Origin of the sequence: Isoptericola croceus, from assembly GCF_029382255.1 — a bacterium.
Lineage (GTDB): Bacteria > Actinomycetota > Actinomycetes > Actinomycetales > Cellulomonadaceae > Isoptericola > Isoptericola croceus.
In genome coordinates this window covers 543633-558611 of sequence record NZ_JARLLG010000002.1, presented here as the reverse complement: position 1 = coordinate 558611, position 14979 = coordinate 543633, and the positions used below count along the sequence as shown (strand labels likewise).

Annotated in this window: 13 protein-coding genes and 1 pseudogene; 2 read left to right on the top strand and 12 right to left on the bottom strand. The window is 69.8% G+C overall.

The window, feature by feature from the left end; translation table 11 throughout:
• The first annotated feature begins 41 nt into the window (after window positions 1-41).
• Together PZC42_RS08400 and PZC42_RS08395 are read left to right on the top strand one after the other, a co-directional pair.
• Entirely contained in the window at window positions 42-1127 is a 1086-nt protein-coding gene (locus PZC42_RS08400) for an S-(hydroxymethyl)mycothiol dehydrogenase (RefSeq protein ID WP_277209921.1), read from the top strand.
• A complete protein-coding gene (locus PZC42_RS08395) occupies window positions 1124-1753 on the top strand; it encodes an MBL fold metallo-hydrolase (RefSeq protein ID WP_277209919.1) in 630 nt (209 codons plus the stop codon). The genes PZC42_RS08400 and PZC42_RS08395 overlap by 4 nt, the downstream gene beginning before the upstream one ends.
• 15 nt (window positions 1754-1768) lie before the next feature.
• Here the strand turns inward: PZC42_RS08395 and PZC42_RS22240 are convergent.
• The 12 genes and pseudogenes from PZC42_RS22240 to PZC42_RS08340 form a co-directional block, all read right to left on the bottom strand.
• Window positions 1769-1926, bottom strand: a pseudogene (locus PZC42_RS22240) (putative PEP-binding protein); the annotation flags it as partial.
• Between the two features lie 153 nt (window positions 1927-2079).
• Entirely contained in the window at window positions 2080-4371 is a 2292-nt protein-coding gene (locus tag PZC42_RS08390; RefSeq protein WP_277209917.1) for an FdhF/YdeP family oxidoreductase, read from the bottom strand.
• Window positions 4371-5741: an L-serine ammonia-lyase gene (locus tag PZC42_RS08385; protein WP_277209916.1), complete on the bottom strand. Its 1371-nt coding sequence runs from the start codon at window positions 5739-5741 to the stop codon at window positions 4371-4373. Before PZC42_RS08385 ends, PZC42_RS08390 begins: the two co-directional genes overlap by 1 nt.
• The gene (locus PZC42_RS08380) at window positions 5741-6355 is read right to left on the bottom strand and encodes a sarcosine oxidase subunit gamma (protein ID WP_277209914.1); all 615 of its coding nucleotides are present in this window, start codon (window positions 6353-6355) and stop codon (window positions 5741-5743) included. The genes PZC42_RS08385 and PZC42_RS08380 overlap by 1 nt, the downstream gene beginning before the upstream one ends.
• The gene (locus PZC42_RS08375) at window positions 6348-9248 is read right to left on the bottom strand and encodes a sarcosine oxidase subunit alpha family protein (protein ID WP_277209912.1); all 2901 of its coding nucleotides are present in this window, start codon (window positions 9246-9248) and stop codon (window positions 6348-6350) included. Before PZC42_RS08375 ends, PZC42_RS08380 begins: the two co-directional genes overlap by 8 nt.
• Window positions 9245-9550: a sarcosine oxidase subunit delta gene (locus PZC42_RS08370; RefSeq protein WP_277209910.1), complete on the bottom strand. Its 306-nt coding sequence runs from the start codon at window positions 9548-9550 to the stop codon at window positions 9245-9247. The genes PZC42_RS08375 and PZC42_RS08370 overlap by 4 nt, the downstream gene beginning before the upstream one ends.
• A 41-nt stretch (window positions 9551-9591) precedes the next feature.
• Complete coding sequence (locus PZC42_RS08365; RefSeq protein ID WP_277209908.1) at window positions 9592-10809, bottom strand: sarcosine oxidase subunit beta family protein; 1218 nt, start codon at window positions 10807-10809, stop codon at window positions 9592-9594.
• Entirely contained in the window at window positions 10809-12077 is a 1269-nt protein-coding gene (gene glyA, locus PZC42_RS08360) for a serine hydroxymethyltransferase (protein ID WP_277210013.1), read from the bottom strand. Before glyA ends, PZC42_RS08365 begins: the two co-directional genes overlap by 1 nt.
• A 72-nt stretch (window positions 12078-12149) precedes the next feature.
• The gene (locus tag PZC42_RS08355; protein WP_277209905.1) at window positions 12150-13286 is read right to left on the bottom strand and encodes an aromatic ring-hydroxylating oxygenase subunit alpha; all 1137 of its coding nucleotides are present in this window, start codon (window positions 13284-13286) and stop codon (window positions 12150-12152) included.
• Window positions 13283-14464 (bottom strand): NAD(P)/FAD-dependent oxidoreductase, encoded by a 1182-nt coding sequence (locus PZC42_RS08350; RefSeq protein ID WP_277209903.1) that lies wholly within the window; start codon window positions 14462-14464, stop codon window positions 13283-13285. The genes PZC42_RS08355 and PZC42_RS08350 overlap by 4 nt, the downstream gene beginning before the upstream one ends.
• On the bottom strand, window positions 14461-14820 hold the full coding sequence (locus PZC42_RS08345; protein ID WP_277209901.1) for a bifunctional 3-phenylpropionate/cinnamic acid dioxygenase ferredoxin subunit: 360 nt from the start codon (window positions 14818-14820) through the stop codon (window positions 14461-14463). Before PZC42_RS08345 ends, PZC42_RS08350 begins: the two co-directional genes overlap by 4 nt.
• Window positions 14820-14951, bottom strand: coding sequence for a hypothetical protein (locus PZC42_RS08340; RefSeq protein ID WP_438802928.1), 132 nt, complete (start codon window positions 14949-14951; stop codon window positions 14820-14822). Before PZC42_RS08340 ends, PZC42_RS08345 begins: the two co-directional genes overlap by 1 nt.
• Between the last annotated feature and the right edge of the window lie 28 nt (window positions 14952-14979).

Genomic DNA, 14979 nt, shown 5'->3' with positions numbered 1-14979 from the left:
CCACCGCCGCGGACCAGCCACACGAAACAGCAAGGAGAACCATGCCTGCCACCGTCAAGGGAGTCATCTCCCGCAGCAAGGGCGCACCGGTCGAGCTCGTCGACATCGTGGTGCCCGACCCCGGGCCCGGTGAGGCGGTCGTCCAGGTGCAAGCCTGCGGCGTGTGCCACACCGACATGCACTACCGCGACGGGGGAATCAACGACGCGTTCCCGTTCCTGCTCGGGCATGAGGCCGCGGGCGTGGTGGAGGCGGTCGGCAGCGGTGTCACCGAGGTGGCGCCCGGCGACTTCGTCGTGCTCAACTGGCGGGCGGTGTGCGGCCAGTGTCGGGCGTGCGCCAAGGGCAAGCCCCAGTACTGCTTCGCCACGCACAACGCCTCCCAGCCGATGACCCTCACTGACGGCACCCCGCTCTCCCCTGCCCTCGGCATCGGCGCGTTCATCGAGAAGACGCTGGTCGCCGCCGGACAGTGCACCAAGGTGGACCCGCAAGCGCCGGCTGACGCCGCCGGCCTGCTCGGCTGTGGCGTGATGGCAGGATTCGGCGCTGCCGTGAACACCGGCGGCGTCAGCCGGGGCGACTCGATCGCGGTGATCGGCTGCGGAGGCGTCGGCAACGGCGCCATCGCCGGGGCGGACCTCGCCGGGGCGACCACGATCATCGCCGTGGACGTGGACGACCGGAAGCTGGAGTGGGCCAAGAAGTTCGGTGCCACCCACACCGTCAACGCCCGACAGCAGGACACGGTCGAGGCCGTCCGAGGGCTCACGGGCGGGTTCGGCGCAGACGTGGTCGTCGACGCCGTGGGTCGCCCGGAGACCTACGAGCAGGCGTTCTACGCCCGCGATCTCGCCGGCACCGTCGTCCTGGTCGGCGTCCCGACGCCGGACCTGCAGATCACCCTGCCGCTGCTCGAGGTCTTCGGTCGCGGAGGCACGTTGAAGTCGTCCTGGTACGGCGACTGCCTTCCCTCCCGCGACTTCCCGATGCTGGTCGACCTCGCCCAGCAGGGCCGCTTCCCGCTCTCGGAGTTCGTCAGCGAGACCATCGGTCTCAAGGACGTCGAAGTGGCGTTCGCGAAGATGCACCGCGGCGAGGTGCTGCGCTCGGTGGTCGCGCTGTGAGCGACGTCCGCTGCACCCGGGTCGTCACCGCTGGCACCTTCAGCCTCGACGGCGGCACCTGGGACGTCGAGAACAACGTCTGGGTGGTCGGCGACGACGAGGAGTGCGTCATCATCGACGCCGCCCACGACGCCGAACCTGTTCTGGCGGCGGTCGGTGGCCGCCGGGTCCTGGCCGTCCTGCTCACCCATGCCCACGACGACCACATCGGCGCGGTCGGCAAGCTGTGCGCAGCCACAGGTGCCCCCTCCTACCTGCACCCGGACGACCGCGTGCTGTGGGACCGGGTGCACCCGTTCCCCCCGGATCGTGAGCTCGCGGACGGTGACGTCGTCACGGTGGGCGGCGTGCGCCTCGAGACCTTGCACACTCCCGGCCATGCGCCGGGTGCCTGTTGCTTCTACTGCCCGGATCTGGGCGCCGTGTTCACCGGCGACACGCTCTTCCAAGGCGGCCCCGGCGCGACCGGGCGGTCCTTCAGCGACTTCCCCACGATCATCGAGTCGATCCGCACCAAGCTGCTGTCGTTGCCGCCGGAGACAGTGGTGCACACCGGTCACGGCGATGACACCACCGTCGGCACCGAGCGCCCGGACCTCGAGGCCTGGATCGCCCGCGGTCACTGAACACCCGTCGGACGGCTACCCCCGTCCGAGGCGCGCCAGGCAGGGCCAGGTGTCGACGACGGTGTCGGGGTTCAGAGAGATCGACTCGATGCCCTGCGCCACCAGCCATTCCGCAAGCTCGGGATGGGCCGGGGCCCCTGGCCACAGATCCCGACGTACTTGCCCTTCTCGCGGAACTGCTCGGCGGGCAGGCGTTCGACGGCAGCTCGCATCACCGCGTCCATCCGGACACTCCTTTCAGCTCCTGCCGCCCGCCCTTGGGCCGCCGAAGGATCACCGCCAAGCTCGGCTGGGCGTGTCCTTCCCCACGGGTGTCCTGATGCTCCTCATCGACCGACCGCAGAACGCTCGAGCCTGACGATCACAGACTTCGAGGTCGGGGTGTTGCTCCCCACGGCCGCGGAGTCCAGTGGCACCAGAGGGTTGGTCTCCGGGTAGTAGGCGGCAGCGGTACCGACGGGGGTGTCGTACTCGACGACGCGGAAGCCGTGCACACGGCGGTCCCTCCCGTCGTCCCAGCACGCGATGATGTCGACCAGGTCGCCGGCACGCAGGCCCAGCGCCTGCAGGTCCCGTCGGTTGACCATCACCACCAGGCGGCCACCCTCGATTCCGCGGTAGCGGTCGCTGAGTCCGTAGACGGTGGTGTTGAACTGGTCATGGCTGCGCAGCGTCTGCAGCACCAGGTGGCCTTCCGGCACCTCGAGGGTCTCGAGCGGGGACGCCGTGAAGTGCGCCTTGCCGGTGGCTGTCGTGAAGGTGCGGCTGTCACGCGGGGGGTGCGGCAGCACGAAGCCGCCGCGGCGCGAGACCCGCCGCTCGTAGTCCTCGAACCCGGGCACCACTCTTTCGATGCCGGCCCGGATCAGGCTGTAGTCCGCACCCAAGGCCCTCCAGTCCACCACCGAGTCCCGTCCGAGGGTCGCTTCGGCGAGGCCGGTGACGATGGCCACCTCGGACCGCAGATGTTCGCTGGCGGGGTCGAGTCGCCCGCGAGAGGCGTGGACCACCGACATGGAGTCCTCGACCGTGATGAACTGCGGTCCCGAGGCTCGGTCGTCGCGCTCGGTCCGGCCCAGGGTGGGCAGGATGAGCGCGGTGCGTCCGGTGATCAGGTGGGACCGGTTCAGCTTGGTGGAGATCTGCACGGTCAGTGCGGTGCGCTGCAGCGCCTCGGCGGTCAGAGCGGTATCGGGGGCGGCGTGCAGGAAGTTGCCTCCCAGCGCCACGAACACCGACGCCTTGTCCTCGAGCATGGCGTGGATGCTCTCCACGGTGTCGTAGCCGTGGTGCCGCGGTGGCTCGAAGCCGTACTCGGCGGCCAGGGCGTCCAGGAAGGCCTTCGGAGGCTTCTCCCAGATGCCCATCGTGCGGTCGCCCTGGACGTTGGAGTGGCCGCGCACCGGGCACAGGCCGGCGCCGGGCTTGCCGATGTCCCCACGGGCCAGTGCCAGGTTGACGACCTCCTTGATGGTGGCCACCGCGTTGCGGTGCTGCGTCAGGCCCATCGCCCAGCAGTACACGGTGGCGTCGGAGTCGGCGATCATCCTGGCCGCTTGCGTGATCTGGTCACGGCTCAACCCGGTGACTGCCATCACCCGCTCCCAGTCCACGCCGGCAACATGGTCGCGCCACGCCTCGAAGCCCTCGGTGCAGCGGGCCGCGAAGTCGCGATCGAGGGCGTCCCACTCGACCAGGAGCGCGCCGATGGCCTGGAAGAGCGCGAGGTCGCCGTTGAGCCGGACCTGAAGGTGCAGGTCGGTCAGATCCGTTCCGCGCCCGAGGACACCCTGGGCGTTCTGGGGGTTGTGGAAGTTCACCAGACCCGCCTCGCGCAGCGGGTTGATCGAGATGATGCGCGCGCCGCGCTTCTTGGCGGTCTCGAGCGCGGAGAGCATCCGCGGATGATTGGTCCCGGGGTTCTGACCGGCCAGCACGATCAGCTCTGCTCGGTACAGGTCGTCCAGGCTGACGCTGCCCTTGCCGATCCCGATGGTGTCGATCAGCGCGACGCCACTGGACTCGTGGCACATGTTGGAACAGTCCGGCAGGTTGTTCGTCCCGAGCTCACGCACGAACAGCTGGTACGCGAAGGCCGCCTCGTTCGAGGCGCGTCCGGAGGTGTAGAAGACCGCCTCGTCCGGCGAGCCGAGCTGCTGCAGGTGCTCGGCCACCAGGCGCAGGCCGCCGTCCCACGAGATCGGCTCGTAGTGGTCGGATCCGGGCCACTTGACCATGGGATGCGTGAGGCGCCCCTGCTTGCCCAACCAGTGGTCGGCCTGCCGGAGCAGGTCGCCGACGCTGTGCTCGGCGAAGAACTCGGGGGTGACCCGGGCCTTGGTGGCTTCCTCGGCGACCGCCTTGGCGCCGTTCTCGCAGAACTCGGCACGGTGCCGATGCTCTGGGTCCGGGTCGGGCCACGCGCAGCTCATGCAGTCGAACCCGTCCACCTGGTTGAGCCGCGCCAGCGTCCGGGCGGTGCGGACCGGTCCCATCTCCGTCAGCGCGCGCCGCATCGCCACGGTGACCGCGGTCACCCCTGCAGCGTGGTGGTGAGGCTGCTCGACGCTCAGTCCCGACTCGTCCGCAGACCCCAGCAGAGATTCATCAGCTTCCATCAGCACTCGATCACGTTGACGGCGAGACCGCCGCGCGCGGTCTCCTTGTACTTGGTCTTCATGTCCCGGCCAGTGTCCCGCATGGTCTTGATGGCCTTGTCCAGGCTCACCTTGTGGCTCCCGTCGCCGTTGATGCTGAGCCGTGCGGCGTTGATCGCCTTGATCGAGGCGATCGCGTTGCGTTCGATGCACGGGATCTGTACCAGGCCGCCCACCGGATCGCACGTCAGGCCGAGGTTGTGCTCGATCCCGACCTCCGCAGCGTTCTCCACCTGGAGCGAGCTGCCGCCCAGGACCTCGGCAAGACCTGCGGCCGCCATGGAGCACGCCGACCCCACCTCCCCCTGGCAACCGACCTCGGCGCCCGAGATCGAGGCGTTGATCTTGAACAAGATCCCGATCGCCGCCGCCGTGAGCATGAACCGCACGATGCCGTCGTCGTTCGCACCAGGGACGAACCGGACGTAGTAGTGCAGCACCGCGGGGATGATTCCGGCGGCGCCGTTGGTCGGTGCCGTGACGATCCGGCCGCCCGAGGCGTTCTCCTCGTTGACCGCGAGCGCGTACAGGTTGACCCAGTCCATCACGTACAGCGGGTCCGCGCCGAGGTTGCTGGACAGCTCCCGGTACAGGCGAGGCGCCCGCCGAGGGACGCGCAGGCCGCCGGGGAGCACGCCCTCGCGGTGGAAGCCTCGCTCCACGCACTCGGCCATGACCGACCACAGGTGCAGCATCCCGGCCCGGACCTCGGCCTCGGTACGCCATGCCTGCTCGTTGGCGAGCATCACCTCACTGACCTTCATCCCCTCGCGCGCGCAGATCTCAAGGAGCTCGCCTCCCGTGGTGAACGGGAACTTGACCGGGGTGTCGTCGACGACGACGCGGTCGGCGCCGGTGGCCTTCTCGTCGACGACGAAGCCGCCACCGACGGAGTAGTAGGTGCGCTGGCTGATCTCGGCGTCGGCCTCGTCGAAGACGGCGAACCTCATCCCGTTGGGATGGGCCGGCAGGCTCTTGCGCCGGTGCATGATCAGGTCGGTGTCCACGTCGAACCGGACCGGGGTGGTGCCTGCGAGCAGCAGGAAGCCACCGGCTCGGATCTCGTCGATCCGGCCGTCGGCCCGGTCGGTGTCGGTGGTGGCCGGATCCTCCCCCTCCAGACCGAGCACGACTGCCTTCGCGGAGCCGTGCCCGTGGCCCGTGGCACCGAGCGACCCGAACAGCTCGGCCCGGATCCGCCGCACCTCGGGCAGGCGACCGGCCTCGGCCAGGCCGTCGGCGAACTGTTGCGCGGCACGCATCGGTCCGACCGTGTGCGAGGACGACGGCCCGATGCCGACGGAGTAGAGGTCGAATGCGGACAGGGCCATCAGGAAGCCGAACCGTCCTGGAAGTCCGAACCGAGCTCCTGCATCGCGTCCAGCAGCCAACAGGCGACGTACTGTGCGAACGAGGAGCGTGGCAACAGGCAGTAGGTGTCCGGCCCGGTCTGGCACAGCAGCAGCGGGACGCGAGCCAGAGTTGTCGACACGGCCCTGCCGACCTCGAAGGCACGCGGATGCAGGTCGACCGGACATCCCTTCTCGAGGACGGACCGCGCACCCGGTCCGGAGAGCTCCAGCAAGGTCCTGTTGGCGGACACATCGACCACCGCCGCGTGGGCCTCGCCGACAGCGTCGGTGAGCGCGCCGTGAAGGTCAGACGGCGCCACCTCGGAGACGATGAGCCACTCGTCAGGGCCGAGCCAGAGCACGTGGTCGAGGCCGTGCGCCGTCACCTGGCCGCACCACCGGGGGAGGTCCGCGCCCAACACCCCCTCGACAGCGGCGGCGGCCGGCGAGCCGGGATCCACCCGCACACTGATCATGGTCCAGAACGGCAGCTCCGCCAGCCGCACGTGCCGGCTGCCGGTGACCGCGCCGTCACGCATGCGGTCCGCCAGGTCCGCCAGAGGGCTCCTGCGCTGCAGGGTCAGGTCATCCATCTCGCCTCGTCCCTTCGGGGTCATAGAGCACGGAGGAGGTCACCTCGACCTCGATCAGCTGGTCACCCACCGGAGCCACCAGCACCTCACCGATCCGGTCCCGGCCGCTCTCGATGAGGGCGAGGCCGAACGGGCGCCCGAGGGCCGCACTGTGGTAGCTCGAAGTGACGTGTCCGAGCATCGATACCGGATCCACTCCGGCGCCGATCTGCGTCCCGGCGGCGATCAGCTGGCTCCCCTCGGGCAGGACGGTGGTCCGGTCGACGGGCAGCACCCCGACCATGTGCTTGCGGTCGGTGCGCAGGGCGTCGGGGCGGGCGTAGGAGCGCCGGCCGACGAAGTCCTTCCGCTTGGACACGATCCACTCCATGCCCGCGTCCTGCGGGGTGACCGTGCCGTCGGTGTCCTGCCCGACGATGGGATAGCCCTTCTCGGCCCTGAGCACATGCATCGTCTCGGTGCCATACGGAGTGATGCCCAGGTCCTGGCCCGCGGCGTACACCTGCTGCCAGACCGAGAGCCCGTACCAGCCGGAAACGTTGATCTCGAAGGCGAGCTCACCGGAGAACGAGATCCGGCAGATCCGTGTCGGGACACCCGAGGCGAGCACGGTCTCTCGCATCGTCATGAACGGGAATGCCTCGTTGCTCACGTCCAGGTCGGGTGCGACCCGGGCGATCACCTCGCGGGAGCGAGGGCCGACCACGGCGATGGTGGACCACTGCTCGGTGACCGACGTGCAGTAGACGTCGAGCTCGGGCCACTCGGTCTGCAGCCACTCCTCCAACCAGTCGAGCACCGTGGCGGCGCCACCAGTGGTGGTGGTCATGAAGTAGCGCTTCTCGGCCAGCCGGAGGGTGACGCCGTCGTCGAAGATCATCCCGTCGGGCTTGCACATCACTCCGTAGCGGGCGGAGCCGACGGGGAGCTTCTTGAACGCGTTGGTGTAGATCCGGTTGAGGAACTCCCCCGCGTCCGTGCCGCTGATCTCGATCTTGCCCAGCGTGGAAGCGTCCATCATGGCCACACCCGTCCGGGCCGCCTGGCACTCGCGGTGAACGGCGGCGTCCATGTCCTCCCCGGGCAGCGGGTAGTACCGCGGACGGAGCCACTGGCCGACGATCTCGAAGTCGGCACCCTGCTCGACGTGCCAGGGGTGGATCGGCGTGGTGCGCTCGGGGTCGAACAGCGCGCCGCGCTCGCGACCGGCCAGGGCGGCGAAGGAGACCGGTGAGTAAGGGGCACGGTAGGTCGTCGTCCCGACCTCGCCGATGCCCGACGAGCCGGGCCCGCCGAGGGCGGCGGCGATGACTCCGATGGCGTTGACTCCGGACGTCTTGCCCTGGTCCTGCCCGGTACCGATGGAGGTGTAGCGCTTGACATGCTCCACGCTGCGCATCCCGGCCCCGGTGGCGCGCCACACGTCTGCGACGGTCTGGTCACGTTGGAGGTCGACGAAGTGCTCGTCCCACTCCCCGGGGTCGTCGTTGTCGATCGCGGGGACCAGCCACAGCTGGCGAACTTCGCCGGCCTCGACGAGCGGCGCCGAGCCCGCGACCTCGAGCGGGGGGACCGCGAAGCCGGCCCGCGTGGCTGCTTCGGCGCCGGCGATGGCACCCTCACGCAGCCCGTCGTCCAGGGTGAACGTGCCAGCAGCAGCCCCGACGACCTGCTGGTCCTTGACGGTCCCGACCGGAACGAACGCGGCCGACAGGTCGTCCCAGCGGAGCTTGCCGCCGCGTTGGCTGTGCAGGTGCACGACCGGGCTCCAACCACCCGAGACCGCCAATGTGTCGCACGCGATGGTGTAACGCTCGCCCACGAGCTGTCCGTGGTCGTCGATCTTGCTGATCTCCACCGAGGACACCCGGGGCTCGCCGTGTGTCGCCACGACGACCATACCCAGTCCCACGGGGACGCCGTGGGAGGCCGAGCAGGCGGCGGCGCGGTCGGACAACGTCACGCGGGCGTCCAGGACGACGGGCACGTCGACGCCGGCTGCGAGCAGGTCGGAGACCAGGTCGTAGGCACTGTCATTGGTCGTGGCGACGACCACGCTGTCGCCCACGGAGACGGCGTACCGGTTCAGGTACGTCCGGACCGCATCGGCCAGCATGACGCCCGGACGGTCGTTGCCGGCGAAGACCAGGGGCCGCTCGTGCGCTCCGGTGGCCAGCACGACCCGACGAGCTCGGATGTGCCAGACCCTCTGCCGAGAGACGCCACGCGGCGCCGGTGCGTGGAGGTGGTCGGTGCGGTTCTGGACCGCCAGCACGTAGTTGTCGTCGTAGGAGCCGAAGGCGACGGTGCGGGTGAGCACGGTGACCTCAGGCTCGGCGGCCAGGGCCTCGGCGGTCTCCGCGACCCAGTCGAGGACGGGTCGGCCGTTGACCTGCTCGTCCCGGCTCGACAGCAGTGACCCGCCGAGCTCGGAACGCTCGTCGAGCAGCACGACCCGAGCCCCGGACCGGGACGCGGACCGGGCCGCGGCGAGCCCGGCGGGGCCGCCCCCGACGACGAGGACGTCGGTGTGCAGGAAGTACTTGTCGTAGATCGCCTCGTCGGTCTCGGGATCCAGGACTCCGAGGCCGGACAGGCTGCTGGCGACGAGGCCGTCGACCAGGGCGCGCGTGGTGGCGGGCACCATAGGCTCCGGACAGTCGCCACCGACCTGCAGCAACGCGTTGGGCTCTTCCGCGCCGGCGGCCACGATGCCGCGGGGCCGGCCACGGTAGATCGAGTCACCCACGCGGACCTGCCCGCCCGCGAGCATCGCGGAGGCGACCGTGTCACCGGGGTGACCGGCGTACTCGACGCCGTCGACAGTGACGGTCCAGACGGTGTTGCGGTCGATCCGCCCTCCGGTGGGAAGGCGGCGGGACTGGGTGCTCATCGCGGGCCTCCTGCTTGGGCGCCGAACCCGACCGCGGGCCGCGGGTCGGAGTGGGTGTAGACCGCAAGGACCTGATAGGTCCGGGTGTCGCGGACGACGTTGAACCAGCGACGGCAGCCGGCGCTGTGGACCCAGCGTTCCGCGAAGGGCCCACACGGGTTGTCGCGGAAGAACAGGTACTCGGCCCACTCCTCGTCGGTCAGGGTGCTGGGCTCTTCCGGGTAGGGGACGTGAGCCTGGCCGCCGTAGTGGTACTCGGTCTCGTCCCGCGGGCCGCACCAGGGGCAGTTCAGCAGCAGCATCTCGGGTTGCTCCCTCGTTGTGTGCGCAAGGTGTCGTCGGATCAGTGCGCGACGGCGGCGGCGCCGTGCTCGTCGATGAGCGCCCCGGAGACGAACCGTTCCAGCCCGAACGGGCGGTTGAGCTCGTGGGGTGCACCGGTGGCCATGGTGTGCGCCATCGCCCACCCCGCCCCCGGGGTGGCCTTGAAGCCGCCGGTCCCCCAGCCGCAGTTGACGTACAGGTTCTCGACCGGCGTCGGGCCGATGATCGGCGAGGCATCGGGCGAGACGTCGACGATGCCGCCCCAGGTGCGCAGCAGGTGGGCTCGACCGAAGATCGGGAACAGCTCGAGAGCGGCGGCCATCTGGTGCTCGATCACGTGGAAGGAGCCTCGCTGGCCGTACCCGTTGTAGGCGTCCACGCCGGCACCCATGACGAGCTCGCCCTTGTGGGCCTGGGAGACGTAGACGTGGACGTGGTTGGACATGACCACGGTGGGGTGGGCCGGCTCGTAGAGCTCAGAGACCAGGGCCTGCAGCGGATGTGACTGGACGGGCAGCCGGAAGCCGGCCTTCTCCGCCAGGACGCTGATGTGACCGGCGGCGACCAGGCCGACCGTGCCGGCGCTGATGCTTCCGCGGGTGGTCTCGACCCCTGTGACCCGGTCGCCGTCCTTGATGAACCCGGTGACCTCGCAGTTCTGGATGAGGTCGACGCCCATGGCGTCACAGGCCCTGGCGAAGGCCCAGGCGACGTGATCGTGCTTGGCGATCCCGGCTCGCGGCTGGAAGGTCGCGCCGAGGACGGGGTAGCGCACGTCGGGAGAGACGTTGATGATCGGGCAGATCTTGGCGACCTCGTCCGGCTCCAGCCATTCGGCGTCGACCCGGTTGAGTCGGTTGGCGTTGACCCGGCGGGTGGCCTCGCGGACGTCTTGCAAGGTGTGGGCCAGGTTGAGCACGCCGCGCTGGCTGAACAGGAAGTCGTAGTCCAGCTCCTCGGGGAGCTGCTCCCACTGTTTGAGCGAGAACTCGTAGATCGCGGCGCTCTCGTCCCACAGGTAGTTGGACCGGATGATGGTGGTGTTGCGGGCCATGTTGCCGCCCGCCAGCCAGCCCTTCTCCAGGACGGCGACGTTCGTGATGCCGTGGTTCTTCGCCAGGTAGTAGGCGGTAGCGAGGCCGTGGCCGCCGCCACCGACCACGATGGCGTCGTAGGACGCCTTCGGGTCGGGGTCGCGCCAGAGCCAGGCGGGATGCTCCGGGAGCGGCTTGGCCATCAGTCCTCCTGCAGGGGGTAGAGCGGGAACGTGGAGGCGAGGGTGTGCACGCGACCACGCAGCTCCGCGGTCAACGCCGCGTCGAGGGGCCCGCGCAGCGCGAGGGCGATGATGTCGGCGACCTCCTCGAACGCGTCCGCGTCGAAACCCCGGGTGGCCAGCGCAGGAGTGCCGATCCGCAGCCCGGAGGACACCATGGGCGGGCGCGGGTCGAACGGGACGGCGTTGCGGTTGACCGTGATCCCGATGGAGTGCAGCCGGTCCTCGCCCTGCTGGCCGTCGAGCTCGGACTCGCGCAGGTCGACCAGCACCAGGTGGACGTCGGTGCCACCGGTAAGGACGGAGACGCCGGCCTCGGCCACGTCCGGAGCGGAGAGCCGACGAGCGAGGATCTGAGCACCGTGGAGGGTGCGGCGCTGCCGGTCGCGGAACTCCTCGGAGGCCGCCACCTTGAACGCCACCGCCTTGGCCGCGATGACGTGCTCGAGCGGTCCGCCCTGCTGGCCGGGGAACACCGCGGAGTTGATCTTCTTCAGCAGCTCCTGGCGGCACAGGATGACGCCGCCACGTGGACCGCCCAGCGTCTTGTGGGTGGTGGTCGTGACCACGTCGGCGTACGGCACCGGGCTGGGGTGCAGGCCAGCGGCCACCAGGCCGGCGAAGTGCGCCATGTCGACCATCAGCAGGGCGCCGACGGAGTCGGCGATGCGGCGGAAGGCGGCGAAGTCCAGCTGGCGCGGGTACGCCGACCAGCCGGCGACGATCAGCTGGGGGCGGTGCTCGTGGGCCAGCCGCTCCACCTCGTCCATGTCGACGAGGAGGTCGGTCTCGCTGACGTGGTACGGGACGACGTCGTACAGGCGGCCGGAGAAGTTGATCCGCATGCCGTGCGTGAGGTGGCCGCCATGGGCGAGGTCGAGCCCGAGGATCGTGTCGCCGGGCTCGAGCAGCGCGAACATCGCCGCCGCGTTGGCCTGGGCGCCGGAGTGCGGCTGGACGTTCGCCGCCTCGGCACCGAACAGCGCCGTGACCCGGTCGATGGCCAGCTGCTCGACGACGTCGACGTGCTCGCATCCACCGTAGTAGCGGCGGCCCGGGTAGCCCTCGGCGTACTTGTTCGTCAGCACCGAGCCCTGGGCCTGCAGGACCGCGGTCGGCGCGAAGTTCTCGCTCGCGATCATCTCCAGCGTGGACTGCTGGCGCCGTAGCTCCTGGCCGACAGCCTCGGCGACCTCAGGATCGAGGTCGCCGAGACTGCGATCGAGCAGGCTGCCGGCCGACGTGATGCTCTGCGTGGTCGTCACAGGTTCGTCTTCCTTCGGTCTCGAGACGGGGCAGCGTCAGTCGGTGCCCTGGAGGGCTTCGAGGACCCACTCGTGGAACGCGCTGATGTGGTGCTCGCTGGGCACCAGCACACCGCCGTCGGCGTAGACGCGGGAGTTGGTGGCGAGCTGGCAGCGCTCGCAGGCATCGAAGTCCTGCTGATTGACACGGTGGAACAGCTCGACGGAGTGGGAGACGTCCTTGCCGCTCGCGACGACGTCCGGCAGGTAGAGCCAGTCGCACTCGACGATGGTGCGGTCAGGGGCGAGAGGGTACATCCGGTGCAGGATGACGTGGTCGGGGACGAGGTTGAGGAACACCTGGGGACGGATGGTGACCGCGAAGTAGCGGCGGTCCTGGTCCTCGGTGACGCCGGGGATGCGGTCGAAGCCCTCGGAACCGTCGACGGTGAAGCCCTTGACGTCCTCACCGAACTCGGCACCGTGGCCGACGAAGAACTGCGCGGCGAAGCCGTCAGCAAACTCCGGCAGCACCTCGGTGAGCTCGGGGTGGATCGTGGCGCAGTGGTAGCACTCCATGAAGTTCTCGATGATGAGCTTCCAGTTCGCCTTCACGTCGTAGGTGATCCGGCGGCCCAGCTCGAGGTTCTCCACGCCGTAGTGGTCGATGGACTCGATGTCGCCCAGACGGGTACGGACATCCCCCATGACTGACTCCTCGAAGGGGGGAGCCTCCGCGGCGAGGCAGACCCAGACGTAGCCCAACCACTCGCGGACAGCGACCTTGCGCAGGCCGTACTCGAGCCGGTCGACGTCGGGCATCTTGGTCAGGTTCGGCGCGGCGACCAGCTTGCCGTCGAGGTCGTAGGTCCAGGCGTGGTAGGGGCACTGGAAGGAGCGCTTGACCTCGCCGGACTCCTCGGTGCACAGCTGGGCACCGCGGTGTCGGCAGATGTTGAAGAAGGCGCGGGCCTCACCGCTGCGGCTGCGCGTGACGAGAATGCTCTCCCGGCCGACCTGGACGGTCTTGAAGGCCCCGGGCTTGCCGACGTCGGCGGACCGCGCCGCACAGAACCACATCTTCTCGAAGATGAGCTCCTGCTCACGAGCGAACATCTCGGGATCCGAGTAGGCAGAACCGGGCAAGGTCTTGATCAAGCTCTCGGGAAGGGCCTTCTTCTCGATGATGGTCATGCTGTTGCTCCTTGCAGGGACGGGACGGCCGGTATCGAGACGAGTCGGCGACGAACGGACATGAAGTGCTTGGGTTGGTTGACGCCGAGCACCGCGACCGGGTGGCCGCCGCGGCGGTAGACCGCGACGAACGATCCGTCGGCGACTGAGCCGGTCTCGACCTCGCAGGTGTCGGCCAGCTCGGCGTGGCCCGCCATCTGGATGCGACTGCCGTGGATGTCCGACCACAGGTAGGGGGCTCGGCGCGCCGCCGTCGCGGGGGCTTCCCCGCCGAGGAGGGTGCGCGCGGCGACGGGCGCCTGGTCGATGGCGGAGGTCCAGTGCTCCTTGCGGTGGTGCCGGCCGAGCGCTGGATCGAACCAGGCGCTGCAGTCACCCACGGCGACCACACCGGGAAGCGAGGTGCCGCCCGTGGGGTCGCACAGGACGCCGTCGCCGAGCTCGATCCCGTATCCGTCCAACCAGGCGATGGCCGGGACCGCTCCGGTCCCCAGCACCACCCTGTCTGCCGGCAGCTGCCGGTCGTCGGCCAGGTGGACGACGAGCGACCCGCCGGAGGGACGGATGCCGGTGACCCGGGCGCGGGTCACCACCTCGACGCCGTGACGGTGGTGCAGGTCCGAGACAGCAACGGCGTGAGGCCCGAGGGCGTGGTGCAGCGGCGTGGTGCCGGACACCAGGAGGGTGACCTCGCAGCCCATGGCACGTGCGGTCGAGGCGACCTCCGAGCCGATGTAGCCACCACCGACGACGACGACGCGGCCGCCGCGTCGCAGGCCCTCGCGCAACGCGAGGGCGTCGTCGACGGTGCGCAGCAGGTGCACGCCGTCGAGCCGGGCGCCGACCACGTCGGTGCGCGGCCTGGTGCCCGTGGCGATCACCAGGCCGTCGTACGTCCAGGTGCTGCCGTCGTCGAGGTGCACCCGGCCGTTCTCGAGGCGGTCCGCGCGGGTGCCGAGCCTCCAGTCGATGCCGAGGTGCTCGCCGTCGGCCTCCAGCGTGAGGTCGGCGATGTCGGTGGTGCCGGCCAGGAACTCCTTGGAGAGCGGGGGCCGGTCGTAAGGGCGGTGCGGCTCCTCCCCCACCACGACGAGCTCTCCGTCGTAGCCCTGGGCTCGCAACGAGCGTGCGGTCGCCAGTCCGGCCAGGGAGGCGCCGACCACGATGACGCGGTTCATGGCGCTGCTCCCACGGAACCCGCGCTGACCCCGGGGGGCAGGTTGGGCTCGTCCTCAGAGAGGGTCACGTAGACCGTGGCGTCCTGGATGTGGACCTGGTGGGTTCGGACCGGCCGCTTGGCCGGTGGCGCGTCGACGGCGCCCGTGTGCAGGTTGAAGCGAGACGCGTGCAGCGGGCACTCGACCTCGCAGCCCTCCAGCCAACCATCGGCCAGGGAGGCGTCCTGGTGGGTGCACGTGTCGTCGATGGCGAGGACCTCGCCGTCCTCGGTATGGAAGACGGCAATGGGCACGTCGCCCTCGACGCGGACGGCCTCGCCTCGTGGCAACGCGGACAACGGACAGACGGGAATCATCAGTTCACCTCGCTGGCGGTAGGGCGGGGAGTCAGGCCGGCAGTGCGCTCGGCGAGCGTGGGGACGCGGGATCGCAGGTCGGCCCGGATCGCGGCGGCGGTCGCCGTGCCGTCGAGGAGCTGCGCTGTCATGTGGCTCCCTGTCGAGGTCGTCATGTCG